Annotated in this window: 14 protein-coding genes and 5 pseudogenes; 4 read left to right on the top strand and 15 right to left on the bottom strand. The window is 63.5% G+C overall.

Annotated features, from left to right (window positions below; translation table 11 throughout):
• Window positions 1-207, top strand: a pseudogene (locus V5F77_RS24015) (alpha-D-glucose phosphate-specific phosphoglucomutase); the annotation flags it as partial.
• 141 nt (window positions 208-348) lie between these two features.
• Here V5F77_RS24015 and hflC read toward each other — a convergent pair.
• The 4 genes from hflC to V5F77_RS23995 all read right to left on the bottom strand — a co-directional run bounded on the left by hflC (window position 349) and on the right by V5F77_RS23995 (window position 3,495).
• Window positions 349-1,353 carry a protease modulator HflC gene (hflC, locus tag V5F77_RS24010; RefSeq protein ID WP_429007762.1) on the bottom strand — a complete coding sequence of 335 codons (1,005 nt, stop codon included), beginning with the start codon at window positions 1,351-1,353 and terminating at the stop codon, window positions 349-351.
• A complete protein-coding gene (hflK, locus tag V5F77_RS24005) occupies window positions 1,350-2,345 on the bottom strand; it encodes an FtsH protease activity modulator HflK (protein WP_429007761.1) in 996 nt (331 codons plus the stop codon). Before hflK ends, hflC begins: the two co-directional genes overlap by 4 nt.
• A 316-nt stretch (window positions 2,346-2,661) precedes the next feature.
• The gene (locus V5F77_RS24000; protein WP_429007760.1) at window positions 2,662-3,123 is read right to left on the bottom strand and encodes a Spy/CpxP family protein refolding chaperone; all 462 of its coding nucleotides are present in this window, start codon (window positions 3,121-3,123) and stop codon (window positions 2,662-2,664) included.
• 171 nt (window positions 3,124-3,294) lie between these two features.
• Window positions 3,295-3,495, bottom strand: a complete 201-nt coding sequence (locus V5F77_RS23995; RefSeq protein ID WP_429007759.1) for a DUF2934 domain-containing protein — start codon at window positions 3,493-3,495, stop codon at window positions 3,295-3,297.
• 339 nt (window positions 3,496-3,834) lie between these two features.
• Between V5F77_RS23995 and V5F77_RS23990 the strand changes: the two are divergent.
• Window positions 3,835-4,689: pseudogene (locus tag V5F77_RS23990) on the top strand (ISAzo13 family transposase); the annotation flags it as partial.
• 96 nt (window positions 4,690-4,785) lie between these two features.
• Window positions 4,786-5,289: pseudogene (locus V5F77_RS23985) on the top strand (IS256 family transposase); the annotation flags it as partial.
• Between the two features lie 61 nt (window positions 5,290-5,350).
• On the opposite strand, the pseudogene V5F77_RS23980 reads toward V5F77_RS23985, so the two are convergent.
• From V5F77_RS23980 to V5F77_RS23945, 8 genes and pseudogenes are all read right to left on the bottom strand, one after another.
• Window positions 5,351-5,428: pseudogene (locus V5F77_RS23980) on the bottom strand (hypothetical protein); the annotation flags it as partial.
• Window positions 5,429-5,659: 231 nt separating this feature from the next.
• On the bottom strand, window positions 5,660-6,880 hold the full coding sequence (locus tag V5F77_RS23975) for an MFS transporter (RefSeq protein ID WP_429007758.1): 1,221 nt from the start codon (window positions 6,878-6,880) through the stop codon (window positions 5,660-5,662).
• A 338-nt stretch (window positions 6,881-7,218) separates the two neighbouring features.
• The gene (locus V5F77_RS23970; RefSeq protein WP_429007757.1) at window positions 7,219-8,196 is read right to left on the bottom strand and encodes a nucleotidyl transferase AbiEii/AbiGii toxin family protein; all 978 of its coding nucleotides are present in this window, start codon (window positions 8,194-8,196) and stop codon (window positions 7,219-7,221) included.
• Window positions 8,197-9,027 (bottom strand): type IV toxin-antitoxin system AbiEi family antitoxin domain-containing protein, encoded by an 831-nt coding sequence (locus V5F77_RS23965; protein ID WP_429007756.1) that lies wholly within the window; start codon window positions 9,025-9,027, stop codon window positions 8,197-8,199. It lies immediately after the preceding gene.
• Window positions 9,028-9,150: 123 nt separating this feature from the next.
• Window positions 9,151-9,483 carry a DUF736 domain-containing protein gene (locus V5F77_RS23960; protein ID WP_429007755.1) on the bottom strand — a complete coding sequence of 111 codons (333 nt, stop codon included), beginning with the start codon at window positions 9,481-9,483 and terminating at the stop codon, window positions 9,151-9,153.
• Window positions 9,484-9,487: 4 nt separating this feature from the next.
• Window positions 9,488-9,787, bottom strand: a complete 300-nt coding sequence (locus tag V5F77_RS23955; protein ID WP_429007754.1) for a DUF2274 domain-containing protein — start codon at window positions 9,785-9,787, stop codon at window positions 9,488-9,490.
• A 147-nt stretch (window positions 9,788-9,934) separates the two neighbouring features.
• Window positions 9,935-10,936, bottom strand: a complete 1,002-nt coding sequence (locus V5F77_RS23950) for a tyrosine-type recombinase/integrase (protein ID WP_429007753.1) — start codon at window positions 10,934-10,936, stop codon at window positions 9,935-9,937.
• On the bottom strand, window positions 10,933-11,172 hold the full coding sequence (locus V5F77_RS23945) for a hypothetical protein (protein ID WP_429007752.1): 240 nt from the start codon (window positions 11,170-11,172) through the stop codon (window positions 10,933-10,935). The genes V5F77_RS23950 and V5F77_RS23945 overlap by 4 nt, the downstream gene beginning before the upstream one ends.
• 214 nt (window positions 11,173-11,386) lie before the next feature.
• On the opposite strand from V5F77_RS23945, the pseudogene V5F77_RS23940 reads away from it, so the two are divergent.
• Window positions 11,387-11,560, top strand: a pseudogene (locus tag V5F77_RS23940) (helix-turn-helix domain-containing protein); the annotation flags it as partial.
• A gap of 948 nt (window positions 11,561-12,508) precedes the next feature.
• Here V5F77_RS23940 and V5F77_RS23935 read toward each other — a convergent pair.
• The 3 genes from V5F77_RS23935 to V5F77_RS23925 form a co-directional block, all read right to left on the bottom strand.
• Window positions 12,509-12,853 carry an RES domain-containing protein gene (locus V5F77_RS23935; RefSeq protein ID WP_429007763.1) on the bottom strand — a complete coding sequence of 115 codons (345 nt, stop codon included), beginning with the start codon at window positions 12,851-12,853 and terminating at the stop codon, window positions 12,509-12,511.
• A 50-nt stretch (window positions 12,854-12,903) separates the two neighbouring features.
• A complete protein-coding gene (locus V5F77_RS23930; protein ID WP_429007751.1) occupies window positions 12,904-13,593 on the bottom strand; it encodes a hypothetical protein in 690 nt (229 codons plus the stop codon).
• Between the two features lie 168 nt (window positions 13,594-13,761).
• Window positions 13,762-13,935: a hypothetical protein gene (locus V5F77_RS23925; protein WP_429007750.1), complete on the bottom strand. Its 174-nt coding sequence runs from the start codon at window positions 13,933-13,935 to the stop codon at window positions 13,762-13,764.
• Window positions 13,936-13,978 lie beyond the last annotated feature (43 nt).

Here is a 13,978-nt window from a genome sequence, read left to right as displayed (position 1 = left end):
TCGGAGAATGCGCGGATTGTCTATCGCCTATCGGGCACCGGAACCGATGGGGCGCCGCTGCGGGTCTATCTGGAGCGCTTCGAGCGCGACCCGTCCCGCCACGATATGACCGTCGAAGACGGGCTTGGCGGTTTGGCGGCGGTCGCCCGCCAGATCGCACGCATAGAGGAGACAACAGGGCGCCATACGCCATCGGTCATCACTTAGAGCCGGATTTGAAAATTTCCGTCATCTGGCAGGGGCGACATAATTTATGCGCGCGTCCACGGTGTCGGTGCCCGATGGTTGCGCTCTCAAGTCGCTTTCGGACGAAGGGCCGTATGAAGGTCACCATACGTGCGCGCATTGTCACCGGGCGTCGGCGGAGCGTTGGGCCGAAGAGGGGTCGCCCTCCGGCGTCATGCCCTTCAGGAACTTGAAGAGGTCACTGCCGGTGGAAAGGACGAGGGTCGTGTTCTCGGCAATGATGGACTTGTAGGCCTGCATGGTCCGAGTAAATTCATAGAATTCCACCGCTTCGGGACTCTGATTGTAGGCCCTCGCGTAGATTTCTGCCGCCTTGGCGTCGGCGACGCCAAGAATCTCCTCGACCTGCCGATAGGCTTCCGACTGGATTTTGTTCAGGTCACGCACCCGGTTTCCGCGAATTCTGGCGGCCTCGCCGTTACCTTCCGACAGGAAGCGTTCCGCAATCTGCCGCCGCTCACTGATCATTCGATCATAGATCTTCGGGCGCACGCTTTCGTTGTAGTTGATCCGCTTGAACCGGATATCGAGCAGCTCAATGCCGAAGATGCGCACCTTCTCGGCGGCGGCGGCAATGATCTCCTGCTCGACCAATTGGCGCCCCATCTGAATCGGCACCAGCGAGCCGACATCCTGCTCACGTTCCGCCTCGGTCAGCAGTGTGTCGCGCACTGGCACGCGGTCCTTTGTGGTACGGATGATCTCGATCAACTCGTGCTTGGCGACAGCATTGCGGGTCTCGCTGCCGAGGATATCATCGAGACGGGACTGGGCGCTGCGCTCGTCGCGCAGCCGAAGAAAATACTGGAGGGGATCGGTGATCCGCCAGCGGGCGAAGAGGTCCACCGCGATGTAGAGCTTGTCCTTGGTTGGCATATCCGACGGGTTGCCGTCCCACTCGAGAATCCGATTGTCGATGGGGTTAACGTCCTGAATGAACGGAACCTTGAATTTCAGGCCAGCAGTGGTCACGGGCTCGCCAACCGGTTTGCCGAACTGGGTGATAATCACCTGCTCGACTTCGCTTACCGTATAGATCGAACTCATCGAGATGTACGTTCCGATACCCAGAACCGCCAGGGTGGCTATTAGCGTGGTCCTGTTCATGGCTTCTCTCCCTTCTGGGCGTCGAGATCAAGCAGTGGCAGGATGCTCCGCGTCTGTTCATCGATAACGATCTTCGAGCGTATGCCCGGCATGACGTCCTGAAGGGTCTCGACATAGATTCGGCGGCGCGTGACCTCCGGGGCCTTGCTGTATTCGGCCAGCAACGCGCTGAACCGGGCGGCATCGCCTTCCGCTTCATTGATCCTCTTGAGCCGATAGCCGTCGGCCTCGCGGATGCGCTGATCCTTTTCGCCCTCGGCCAGCGGGATCACCTTGTTGTAGTCGCGCCGGGCTTCGTTGATCAGCTTCTCCTTCTCCTGCTGGGCCTGGTTAACCTCGTTGAAGGACTCCTGCACCGGCTCGGGCGGATTGATGTTCTTCAACTGGACCTGGTCGATGCTGATCCCCATGGCGTATTTGGTCGAGAGCGCCTGCATCTTGGTCAACGCTTCAGACTCGATTTCCTGGCGGCCGATAGTGATAACCTCGTCCACGGTGCGGTCGCCGACGACCTCGCGCATCACGGACTCCGAGACATAGCGGAGGGTTGCGCTCGGTTCCCGAACTTCGAAAAGAAAGCTTTGAGGATCTGAAATGCGGTATTGAACCACCCATTCGACCAGCGCGGCATTCAGATCGCCGGTCACCATCTGCGTTTCCCAGGTTGCGTCGCGGGGAGACGGGCTCTGGTAGGGATCGGTGGCTCCCGCAGTCGTAAATCCGAACTCCTGCTTCAGCTGACGTTTGACGGGAACGATTGTTGTCGTATCGATGCCCAGCGGTAGCTTGAAGTGCAGTCCCGGCGGAACGTCCTTGAGATATTTGCCGAAACGTTGCACGACCGCGACGGAGTCGCTCGACACAGTATAGTAGGCCGTCCATGCTCCAAGGCCGACCAGCGCGAGGACGGCGAGAATGATCAGTCCGCGCGGGCTGCCGCTTGGCATCATCTTCTTGATACGATCCTGCCCCTCGCGGACCAGGTCTTCCATATCGGGACCGGGTGTGGCTCCGCGACCCGAGGGGCTGCCCCGATCGCCGTCTCCGCTCTGCCATGGCATTGGAATGTCCCCTCTTGTGGACGCTTGAGGCGCCGCTCAGCGCCTCTGAATTGCTCAGACTGGCCAAAGACCCGCGCCACGGCGTCGGTCGTGTACTCGATCGCCCGATCGAAGGGCACTACATGGAGCATGCTGGTACCCCAAGGTGTACACAGACATCGAGAACGCCACACTAGGCGCAGCCTGTCCGCCAGCATGCCGTGTTGATGTCGTAGACTCTCTGCTCGCATCGACCTGGCCGATCCCATCACATTGCGCCGCAGTCCATTCCGATCAGCTGGTCCGCCGTTTTCTTCTGCTCGGCATCCAACACCGCGTACAGCTTCTCTGTTGCGGGTTTCGCAGCTTTCAGAGCGTCGACCATGGCTTCCATGCCCTTGATACGGGCATCCATCCGCTCGGTCGCGCTGCCCTGTTGCATGGCCTCCATCATGCCTTGGCGCATCTGCTGCATAGTATCCACCCGACTCTTGATGGCTTCGGCATATCCGTTCCAGGCGTCCATTTGGGCATCGCTGATGTTGAGCGCGCCCTTCAGGTAGGCGAGCCGCCCATCGACCATGGCGTCCATTCTGGCTGGGCTCCCCATCATGGCCCCGCGGCCCATCGTGGCTTGGCCACCCGTCATGCCGGGGCCACCCATCATGCCCTGATCCATCATGCCCATCATGCTCATTGTCGGACAGCCACCCCCCATCATGCCCATCATGGGCCCTGTCTGGGAGGAGGTCTGGGCAACGGCGGGCGAGAGACTCATCGCACCCAATGCGATGGCAAGAGTGGCGGTCGTAAGCAACCTATTCATTGTAGGATTTCCTTTCCTGTCGGTGACACGGACTCGGAAGGTCGATTTCGGAGACAAAGGCCTGCCCCAGAGGGCTTAGCGCTTCCGGGACCGAGCTTTCGTATCCGCTTTGCTGGGTGCCGCAGAAGGCTTCTGTGAATTCGGGATCGAGCCCGTAGCCGCAGAAACAGTCGTCTCGGTCTCGGCCTGGCACCAATGATCCAGGTGCCGGCCGTGCAGCCTCCCCTCGCCTTCCCAAAGCGCGTACGCGCGCTCTGCCGTTCTCTTTCGGAGCACCTCAGCGTCTTTCGGCGCCTCTTTACGTAGCCATCATGGATTCCTCCGCGCGAACTGAGATTCTTGAACAGCGCAAAGATCGCTCCAGAGCACGCGGAGTTCTTTGATCCAGGTTTAAGACGTGGTCGAGCAGAAGCGGATATTTGTTTTGGAAGTGGACGACCGATTTGCAGGGGGTAGAAGGCGTGGCGTGCACGGATGGGCTCATCAGCATCCGTCTTGGCTACTTGACCGCAGCCTTAGGACATCCCGCAAAATAACTGAATCGCTGTGGTGTGCGGCGGTATGGTTCAGGGTTGGGGGATTCCCGGTCGCGGCGAACTGGTGTAGCTCGGCGGCATGATCGATGCAGACGCCATTCGGCAACGATGGGAGACGGTCGGCTGGAAGCTCGACGAGCGGGGCCGGCGCTTGTTCGCGGCGGGCGAGGCGTGCGCCGCCGGGCGGGGCGGGCTCGTGGCGGTGTCGAAGATCACCGGGCTTGCCCGCTCGACGATCAACCGCGGCAAGCGCGATCTCGACGCCGAGCCGCTCGGACAAGGCCGTGTGCGGCGCAAAGGCGGCGGCCGCCGCGCCGTCGTCACCAAGGACCCGGGGCTCGTGCCTGCGCTCCGACGGCTGGTCGAGCCCGCGACGTTGGGCGACCCCATGCGGCCCTTGCTGTGGGTGTCGAAAAGCATGGACAAGCTCGCTGCGGCCTTGACGGAGAGGGGGCATCCCATCAGCGCCGACACGGTGCGCAAGGAATTGGTGAAGCTCGGCTTCTCGCGCCAGCTCAACCGCAAGGCGGACGAGGGCTCGAAGCATCCCGACCGCGACGCCCAGTTCGAGAACATCAACGCCAAGGTGGTGGCGGCGCAGGCCGCCGGCCAGCCCGTCGTCTCCGTGGACACCAAGAAGAAGGAGCTGATCGGCGCGTTCAAGAACGGCGGAAGCGACTATCGTCCCAAGGGCGATCCGCGGCGCGTGAAGGTGCACGACTTCGAGGACAAGACCCTGGGCAAGGTGGCGCCCTACGGGGTTTACGACGTGACTGCCAACGAGGGCTGGGTCAGCGTCGGGATCACCGCCGACACAGCCGAGTTCGCCGTCCAATCGATCCGCACGTGGTGCGAGCGCATGGGGCGACCGCGCTATCCCTATGCCCGCGAGCTGACGATCACGGCGGATTGCGGCGGCTCGAACGGGGCGCGGGGATGTCCCGCCCGATGTTGAAAAAAGGGAGGGCGGCGTTGCTCGCCTTGAGCCGGTAGGCTCGGGGTGCTGAATCCAACGAAGGAAAGCAACGCCATGGAGAACCCTACCACATCGGCGGCGGTGACGCCGTCTGCGCTCGTCGAGGCAGCTGTGGACGAGGTCCGCGCCAGCTTCGAACGCCTGTGCCTGACGGCCGGGCTGGCCACTCTCACCGGGATGATGGAAGAGGATGCGGCTCGGCTCTGCGGCCCTCGCCATGGTCGCGGTGGCGATCGGGAGGCTCATCGTTGGGGCAGAGCCAAGGGAAAGATCGGCTTTCACGGCGGCAAGGTCGAAGTCGAGCGCCCTCGGGTTCGTGCCCGTGACGGCGGTGAGATGCCCCTGCCGAGCTGGGCGGCGGCGGTCGACGAGGATCTGCTCGGCCAATGGGCGCTCAATCTGATGCTGATGAACGTGTCGACCCGCAAGTTTGGCCGCGCCGTCCGCCTGCCCGGCGGCGACATCCCCGCCGAGCGGGGAGCCGGCGTGACCCGATCGGCGGTGTCGCGTCGCTTCGTGGCGCTGTCGGCCGAGAAGATGAAGGCGTGGATGGCCGCACGGCGATGGGCACGCCGTAGAATGCGCTGGTAAAACCATAGAGGAGCCCGAACGCTGTCAACACGCCGGTCGGGCCCATGCCAATGACCGTGACCGTGCCGCTGATGTGCGGCAGAAAGGTTCCGAGATCGCCGAGCACGCTGGCGACCTCGCGGATATCTGGGCAGAAGCGGGGTCGCCGGAACAGCGAGACATCGTCTGGTCCCGGCGAGCGCCAGCGCACGAGAATGTCCGGGATCGGGACGCGGGTGGCCTAGTGGGCTTCCGCTCCGTAGACACCGGTCGGCATGCGCCGTCCGTCGCGTTTTTCCGTTGTCGTCGTCATCTGTCGAACATTTTCGGCCAGATCCGCAGCCCGCCCAAGGTGAGGTCAGCCCAGCCTGCGCCCTGTCCGCCAGCCCACGAGTGCGACTGTCCCAACGAGACCGATCGCGGTAAAGGCCGCACCGGCTAGGAATGTCGCGGAGGGCCCTACGAGGTCCCATAGAAGCCCCGCAATCAAACTCGCGAGCAAGAGTGCCACCCCGCTTGCCAGGTTGAACAGTCCGAATGCGGTCCCGCGCAGGTCTGTCGGGGCGGTATCGGCAACGAGAGCTGCCAGTAACCCTTGGGTCATGCCCATGTGCAGCCCCCAAAGGCCGACGCCAAGCATCACGCCCCAAATCCCTGGTGCGAAAGCGAGAACGATATCGGCGAGGATCAGCGCCACGAAACCCGCCGCAAGCACCAGCCTTCGATCGTATCGATCCGATAGCGCTCCCATCGGATAGGCCGATGCTGCGTAGACGACGTTCATCACCACCAGCACCAGTGGCATGAGCGCGAGCGACAGACCCGCGTCCTCGGCGCGCAGGATCAGGAAGGCCTCGCTGAAGCGAGCGAGCGTGAGCACGGTTCCGACGGCGACGACACCCCAGAACAGGCGGCCCAGCCGTCCAAGCTCGCTCCAACGGATCGGAACGCGCGCCTCCGCGGGAGGTCGAGCCTGCGCCGGCTCCCGGACGCCGAGAACAAGGACGGCCACAGCGATGAGTCCGGGCACCACAGCGAGCCAGAAGACCAGGCGGAAGTCGTCGGCGAACAGCGCCATCAGCGCCATGGCAATCAGCGGGCCGCCAAACGCGCCGACGGTATCGAGCGACTGCCGAAGGCCATAGGCCGCGCCGCGCCGCCCGGCGGGGGAAAGATCGCCGACCAGAGCGTCGCGCGGCGCGCCGCGGATGCCCTTGCCGATGCGGTCAGAGAAACGGGCGACCAGTACCCAGGAGGGCGTCGGTGCCAGCGCGAACAGCGGCTTCGATAGGGCGCCGAGCCCATAGCCGATGACGGTCAACGCCTTGCGCTTGCCAAGCCGGTCGCTGAGCCAGCCCGAGAACAGCTTGGAGATCGAGGCGGTGGCTTCCCCGATGCCCTCGATAAGCCCGACCGTCACGGCGCTTGCGCCCAGTACGGTGACGAGGAAGACCGGCAGCAAGCTGTGGATCATCTCCGAAGAGATGTCCATGAACATGCTGACCAAACCGAGGGCCCAGATGCTACGCGGGAGCCCGGGGGAAGCGGTCTGAGCTACGGCCTGATCGGCTTTATCCATTTCGTAGATCTGAGCCCATGGCGGCAATCTCAGTCATCCCCTCATTTTGTCAATCGCGTGTATCTGACGGAAAAACGCAACTTTGGGTGGGTATAAATTCAATTGGCCGAGCCGCGAACAGGCCTATCCGCCGAAACGACGCTAAAAGAACCGCAACCTAGGCGGGAGTTAATTCGCGATCCGGTCCGTTTTTCGCGGGAGAGTTGCGCTCGCAAAATGAGGGGATTCTTGAGGGCGGCAATGTGTCCAGACGATCGCGGTTCCTATCCGCCGCGAGTGCGCAACGCGCTGGTGTTATCCCCTCGCCCGATGACCGTCCAATTCCAAGCGTCGTCGTCTTACGTGTCCAGTCCTCGATGTTTCCGAACGTGCTGGCATTTCCAGGCGAGCATCGGCATCACACCAATGCGCGCACGTATTTCAGGCGTCACGTCCAGGAGATCGGGGTTGATCTCGCCACGTTCGAGGACGCCATCGAGGAATTCCCGCTCGTTCGCTGACAGATCGAACAGGAAGGCGAACCTTTCCCGGCAGAGCGCAACGGTCTCCTCGATCCACGCGTCGACATCTCCCTTGCCGGCGAAGCGGTCGCGCGGTAGGCAGATCGCGAGCTTCTGACGAAGCTCGCGCGGGTCGCCTTTGATGGCGTCGACCGACATGGTCCGCCAGTCACGCCGCCCGCAGGCGCCGATGGCGAGCACGGCGGCCTTGATCCGGCTCCAGTCGAGACCGTCGATCGATAGGATGCGGCGCGCGTCGAACAGATCGCGCGCCGCATCCCGGTCGACGACTGCGACGAGCTTGCCGGCGACGATTTCATGGAGATCGAGGACGAGAACGTCGCTCGCTTGCATTTCGCCGAGGGGACGTGACTCCATGCGGGCCGCGCCAAACAGGGGCTGGCGCGCCATATAGTTGACATCGAGCTCCAGTGTGGCGTTGCCGCCAAGCGCGGACGAGTAGCGCGACAGCCACTTGCCGCCGGCATGCTCGTCGGGCTGGCGGCGGACGGCGTAGCCCTGGGACGTGAGGAGACGATTAAGCGCGGCGTCCACGGTTGGGCGTTCGGTTTCCATCACCGCCCGGTCGAGCGCACCGATATAGTTCAGGTCGATATCGACCGACAGGCGGTCGAGACCGAGGTGGAAGACATTCAACGCCGTTCCGCCCTTGAGGACGAGCCGCTCCGACAGGTCCGGATCGCGGGCGATTTCCTGCAGCAAGTCCAGGAGCCTCAGCACCTTTTCGAGGGTACCGAGCTGGTGCCCGGTCTCGTCCGCAATGCGCTGCAGCGTTTGGGCCGAGGGCGCCGCCATTCACAGTCCCTCGAACCGGCGTTCGACGACGTCGATGGGGAGGATGACGTTCCAGCCCTTGGCTGTCCTCCCCTCGCCCGATTTGGTGCCCAGAGCATATCTCGCCTGAGACGGCATCATGGTGCGGAGCTCTTCGAGCGCAGCGTCCGGCACACCCAGCCGTTTCTGCTCGCGCTCCAGCCAGGAGCCGAGAGCGCCAGCGGCCGTAGCATTGCCGAGCGCACGCGCGTACCGGACCAGCGCCGCGGCGTCGACCCGTGCCACCAGGTCCAGCGAGTTGAAGAGCTCCTCCGCGTCGCCGGCGAGGTCATAGCGGTCGAACAGATCCGCGATCGTCCGCTCGATCGTCGTCACGCTGACCGTCAGCCCCAAGCGGTCGACCGCCGTGACGCCATCCGGCGGCGCGAAGCCGCGCGGCGGCTTGACGAACCGGCAGGTGAAGCCGACGGCTTCGAACACGCCGGGCTCGCCGGGCGCGATCACCTGCACGTCATGCCCCTCGGTGTAGGCGCAGCCGTGCAGCTCGAGGGCCGAGTGATAGGCGATCACGCCGCCACGGCGCAGACGAGAGGCGGCCAGGAAGCGGTCGACGGACCATTTGCCGGCGTCGGCATGCTTGGGCACGGATGCGAAGACACCGCGCGCGACGCGCCGGATGTTGCCGGCTTGAAGATGCTGGGCGAGCATCGCCGTTACGACCTTGTCGCCAGAGCGGCGGCCGACAGCGGCGGCGTATTCGGCGCGGCTGAAGACCGGGTGAGCGCTGAAGAAGGGCGCGGATATGAGCCGGGACATGGCGGTTTCGGGCTTCACTTTGACAAAATCGATCATAACCATATATGAGATATGGCTTCGGCCGTCAATAGTAAAGCAGCGATCGAACCAGCCTGCTATGCCAAAATTGTCCAAAGCCATATATGAGATATGGCTTTCGCCGAACTCAGGATAGAGGGCCTACTTCGCAGCCCCCTCCGCCTTCCTCCGGCTCCACACGAGCTGCGCCTCGTTCCCGTCCTCGGACTGGAACAGGGAGGCGCTGATGGGTTCCGGCAGGCTGGGGTCGTCGAGGCGGACGCGAAAGTAGTCCTTCGGGCTGTCGCCGCCGGAGCGCGCCGCCCAGGCGTCGCCGACGCGGGACTGGCCGACGAACACCCGGAATACCGGCGCGTTCTCATTGTCGCGGTTGTCGTTCGGGACCAGCCGCACCTTCGTGTTGATCGTCAGTGTGTGGATGGAACCAGTCCAGCCACCGTCCTTCGCGGGCGTGAATGTGCCGATCACGGACATGGTCTCATTCCTCCTGGCTTGTGGTTGACGGGAGTTCTGGGGAACGGCGCGCACGGCGGCGCCGCACCGTTTTGGCAGTCGCCTCAAGCGACGCCTCCTTTCGCGCCTTGGCGAAGCCGCGGTCGCTTTCCAGAAACGCGCCGAGCATGAACGGGATCAGATCGGCGACGGACTCGGCTTCGCCATAGGTCGCCCGATAGATTGCCGCGTAGTCGCGCAGCGCCTGGTTGAGGTCGGGACTCACCGTGATGGTGATCTTGACCGGCGTCCGGTCCGGCAGCTTGCCGAGCTTCAGTTCGGCCATGGGCCTGCTCCTTTCATCCGCGGTACGGCCTGAGCACCAAGTCATATGCCGCGTCCGGGACTATTCCGAGAAAGGAAGATAGAAGGACAGTAAAGCCATGGAGATCGTTGGTTTTATATGCAGCCGATATCGGCATAGTAATTTCTCCTATAGCTGGTTGAGGAACGCCAGCAGCTTGTCGTCGGGCCGGAACTTGCCCGGCTTGCTGTCGAACGGGATCGTGCGGGCGAGGATCTTCTCTTTCAGCGCCAGATCGGCGTCGAGATAGATCTGGGTGGTCTCGATGGACTCGTGCCCCAGCCACAGCGCGATGACCGTCTGCTCCACCCCGGCGTGGAGGAGGTCCATCGCCGTCGTATGGCGCAGGCAATGGAAGGTGACGTTCTTCTGCTTCAGGGAGAAGCAGGCATCGCCGGCGACCGCGACGTGCTTTCTCAGGAGGCTCGCCACGGCGTCCGCGCTCAGCCGGCCGCCGCGTGCGCTCGGGAAGACCACATCGTCCGGGGCGGGATTCAGCTCGTCGAGCCAGGCTTCGAGGACATCGGCGACGGGCTTGCAAAGCGGGACAGTGCGCTGCTTGCGGCCCTTGCCGAGGATTTCGAGATGAGCGCCGGTGCCGAACGTCACGTCCTGACGCCGAAGGCCCGTCGCCTCCGACAGGCGGAGGCCCGTTTGCAGGGTCGTCAGCACCAGCGCATGATCCCGGCGGCCGGTCCAAGTGGCCTTGTTCGGCGCCCCGAGAAGCGCATCGACCTCGGGGCGCGTCAGGAAGTCGATCAGCTTCCGGTCGAACCGCTTGGCCGGCATTGCGAGAACGCGCTGTATCTGCGCGCTGTGCGTCGGCATCTCATAAGCGGCGAAGTGGAAGAACGACCGGATCGCGGTGAGACGCAGGTTGCGGGTGCGGACCGTCACACCCCGTTTCTTTTCCAGGTCGCTCAGGAAGGCCGCGATGAGCGGCGCGTCGAGCTTTTCGAAGGCCAGCTTGTCGGGGGCGGTGCGAAGGCGCTTCTGTGCGAAGCGGAGCAGCAGCCTGAACGTGTCGCGATAGGAGCTGATCGTGTTCGCACTGACCCGCTTCTCCTGCATGAGGCGCTGGGTGAAGAACCGTTGCAGCAGCGTCGGGAAGGTCGGGATCGAGGCCGTCATGCCGGAGCCTCCCAACGATGCTGAAGCCGCGCCACCGCCTCCGTCATCAGCCCCGGATTCTGGTGCAGATACCAGTAGGTGTAGTTGAGATGGGTGTGCCCAAGATATGTGGACAGCGCGGGCAACCGGCGCTCGGGGTCCGCGCCGGCGCTGTAGCATCGCCGCAAGACCTCGACCGCCATCGTATGTCGCAGATCGTGCAGGCGCGGCCCAATGGAGGTCGAGGCGCCGCGCATGCCGAGCCTTTTGGTCAGCCGTCGGAACGCGCGATCCAGCGCCGTATGGCCGATGTCGCGTTGCGCTTAATCGTGAGACGCGGTATTACTATGACTTCAATGTTGTAGCGTTGCGCTTAATTTGAGACATTGTACTTAATTGTGAGATTTTTGCTTGCTTTGTTGCGCCTAATGCGAGATTCCTGGTTCCGAACGTTGGACCCGGATTCTGCGCATGAACGATCCAGAATCTGCCCCCGAGAACACCGCCGAGTGGGACGAAGCTTGCCGGCGCGAGGAGGCGGTGCGGAGGTTCGTCCAGCGCCGTGCCGACGGCCAGACGGGTCCGACCGTAAAGGACCTCGCCCGGGAGCTTGGTCTCAGCCGTGCGACGACCTACCGGTTGATCAAATCGTTCGAGGCCGGCTGCACGGTGACATCGCTGCTGGGAAGGTCTCCCGGCCGCCCGCGGGGCCATCTTGTGCTCGATCCGAAACGCGAGGCTTTGATCCGAGAAACGATCGAGAGCTTCTACCTGAAGCCGACAAAGCCGCCGATCGCACGCCTCGTCCGCGAGGTCGGCACGCGCTGCCTCGCCTTCGGCTTGGCGCCGCCGAACTGGCGCACGGTGAAAGCCCGCGTCGTCGAGTTGGACCTGCGTGCGAAGGCTCGAAGGCGCGGCGAGGTCGCTCTGCTCAAGTCGACCCTTGCCGTGCCCGGCGAATATCGCGCCTCGCGGCCCTTGGAGGTCGTGCAGATCGATCACACGAAGGTCGACCTCATCGTGGTCGACGAGCAAACGCGAGAACCGCTTGATCGGCCATGGATCACCATCGCGATGGATGTCTTCACCCGCATGGTGACGGGCTTCTATCTCACGATGGACGATCCCTCGTGCCTTTCGGTCAGCTTGTGCCTCTTGCACGCAGTCTTCGACAAGAGCGCCTGGCTACGCGAGCGCGAAATCGACGCCGACTGGCCGATCGCCGGCCTCCCCGAATCCCTCCACACCGACAACGGGGCGGACTTTCGCAGCAAAGCCTTCATACGCGCATGCCGAGACGAAGGAATCGACATCATCTGGCGCCCGCCGGCCACGCCCCATTTCGGCGGCCATATCGAGCGATTGATCGGCACCCAGATGGGCGCCATCCACCTTCTGCCCGGGACCACCCAGAGCAATCCAAACGAGCGCGGTGACTACGATTCCGCCAAGCATTCGAGCCTCACCTTGCGAGAGCTCGAGCGGTTCATCGCACTGGAGATCACGGGCAACTACCATCACATGATTCATTCGACGCTCCGACGTCCCCCAATCGCGGTGTGGAGGGAGCACGAAGGCGCTACGCCCCTGAGGCTACCGAAGGATCGGATGCACTTCTGGGTCTCTTTCTGCCGGAACGGGCACCGCCGTCGCGCCGATGCGCGCAAGGCCGGATCCGGTCAGCTTGACGAGCCGGAGCTCCCGCGTTGTCCTGAGGCGCACGTACCCTTTGCGGCCGAGAAAGTCCGCGTCGATGAGGGTGTTCCCCGGCGTGCGCAGGAATGTCTCGACGAAGGCGCCGACGACCTCCTGCGCACCATAGAGCACACCGTAGGATGCGTCCGGCGCGTTGAAGCGGCCTAGCCGCGACCGGTCGAAATAGATCGGATCATAGGTCGCCGTGTAAAAGCGATGCAGGTCGGCATCCGCAGGACGCACCACAAGTTCCGGGTCGCGGGCATGAAGATCCGCCGGCGGGAGCGGTGTACTCACGCCCCTTGCTCACCATAGCGCTGCGCTGCTTCGACCACGAGTTGCGTGCTGCCTTCCTTCAGGAGGTCGATCGGCCGCCGCCCTCCGAGCCGAGCGTCGGACCGGCTCAGAAAGTTCAGAATCGTCCACGGGCTACGGGTCGGCAGCGCATCCTGGACCTCCTTCAGGCCCGGCACGATCGAGCCGTCGCGATTAAACTGCAGCGTCGGGTAGACCCGCCGGTTGCTCGGTCCCGGCACCGCCAGCAGGCGGCCGTCCTGCACCCGCTTGTCGACCGCCTGCCGTGACACACCGCGCATCAGGGTGCGAACCTGCGCAAGATCATACGCGCCGCCGGCCTCCTTCAGGTCTCGCTCGGCGATGCGCAGGCCCTCGACAATGGCCCGGCTGCGTGCGTCCGGCTCGAACGCCGCCTTGTCGATAACGGCAACCGGCCATTCGGTCTCGAGATCGGCGATTGTGATTTCTGCCCCCACCTCGACGCCCTTGCCGACAGCCGCACTCAGCTTCCGCGCGGCTCTGGGACCCGACGATACGATCGCGACTTTGGCACCTGGCGGAAGTCCATATCGCTTCAAGGCCTGGACTGGATCGCCCTTGAGCATGAACATCGTCAACCTACGGCCTGTGCGCTTGCGCAGCGGCTTCACGCCAGTCGGGGTCACAGTCTGCAGCTTGCTTGCCATCGGTCCAACTCCTGGCAGGAAGATAGGAACGAGAGACAACTTCGTCAACTTTGACAACTCGAACAACCAACCGCGCAGAGCCCTTGGCTTGTCAATCCAGCTCACGCCAATCCACCCGAAACACACCTACCAACGTCGCCTTCAGAACCTACAGGCGCTGTCGATCGCTCAATCTCCCTCCTCGTCTTCCCCATTCTCGGGTCCGAGATCGTCCTCATCGTCGCCCGGCAGCGGGAACCCGCCCGCGCGCAGTTGCACCGTGTCGAGCAGCCCGGCGTCCTCGAGCGCCTCGATGTCGGGCAGGTCGCGCAGCGTATCGGGGTCGGAACAAGAGCTGTGCAAAATCGTACGCTAAGGACGAAGCGTGAACCGAGTTTGGTTGTGT

The sequence above is a fragment of the Roseixanthobacter psychrophilus genome (assembly GCF_043195195.1).
In the GTDB taxonomy this organism is placed as follows: domain Bacteria; phylum Pseudomonadota; class Alphaproteobacteria; order Rhizobiales; family Xanthobacteraceae; genus NCEH01.
The sequence above is the reverse complement of the archived record's forward strand: the minus strand, read 5'-3'. Positions and strand labels throughout refer to the sequence as shown.

Bases quoted from the DNA above. Each gene is read 5' to 3' on its own strand.
- hflC (WP_429007762.1), bottom strand. From the start codon at position 1,353: ATGAACAGGACCACGCTAATAGCCACCCTGGCGGTTCTGGGTATCGGA.
- hflK (WP_429007761.1), bottom strand. From the start codon at position 2,345: ATGGAAGACCTGGTCCGCGAGGGGCAGGATCGTATCAAGAAGATGATG.
- V5F77_RS24000 (WP_429007760.1), bottom strand. From the start codon at position 3,123: ATGATGGGCATGATGGGGGGTGGCTGTCCGACAATGAGCATGATGGGC.
- V5F77_RS23975 (WP_429007758.1), bottom strand. From the start codon at position 6,880: ATGGATAAAGCCGATCAGGCCGTAGCTCAGACCGCTTCCCCCGGGCTC.
- V5F77_RS23970 (WP_429007757.1), bottom strand. From the start codon at position 8,196: ATGGCGGCGCCCTCGGCCCAAACGCTGCAGCGCATTGCGGACGAGACC.
- V5F77_RS23965 (WP_429007756.1), bottom strand. From the start codon at position 9,027: ATGATCGATTTTGTCAAAGTGAAGCCCGAAACCGCCATGTCCCGGCTC.
- V5F77_RS23960 (WP_429007755.1), bottom strand. From the start codon at position 9,483: ATGTCCGTGATCGGCACATTCACGCCCGCGAAGGACGGTGGCTGGACT.
- V5F77_RS23955 (WP_429007754.1), bottom strand. From the start codon at position 9,787: ATGGCCGAACTGAAGCTCGGCAAGCTGCCGGACCGGACGCCGGTCAAG.
- V5F77_RS23950 (WP_429007753.1), bottom strand. From the start codon at position 10,936: ATGACGGCCTCGATCCCGACCTTCCCGACGCTGCTGCAACGGTTCTTC.
- V5F77_RS23945 (WP_429007752.1), bottom strand. From the start codon at position 11,172: ATGCGCGGCGCCTCGACCTCCATTGGGCCGCGCCTGCACGATCTGCGA.
- V5F77_RS23930 (WP_429007751.1), bottom strand. From the start codon at position 13,593: ATGGCAAGCAAGCTGCAGACTGTGACCCCGACTGGCGTGAAGCCGCTG.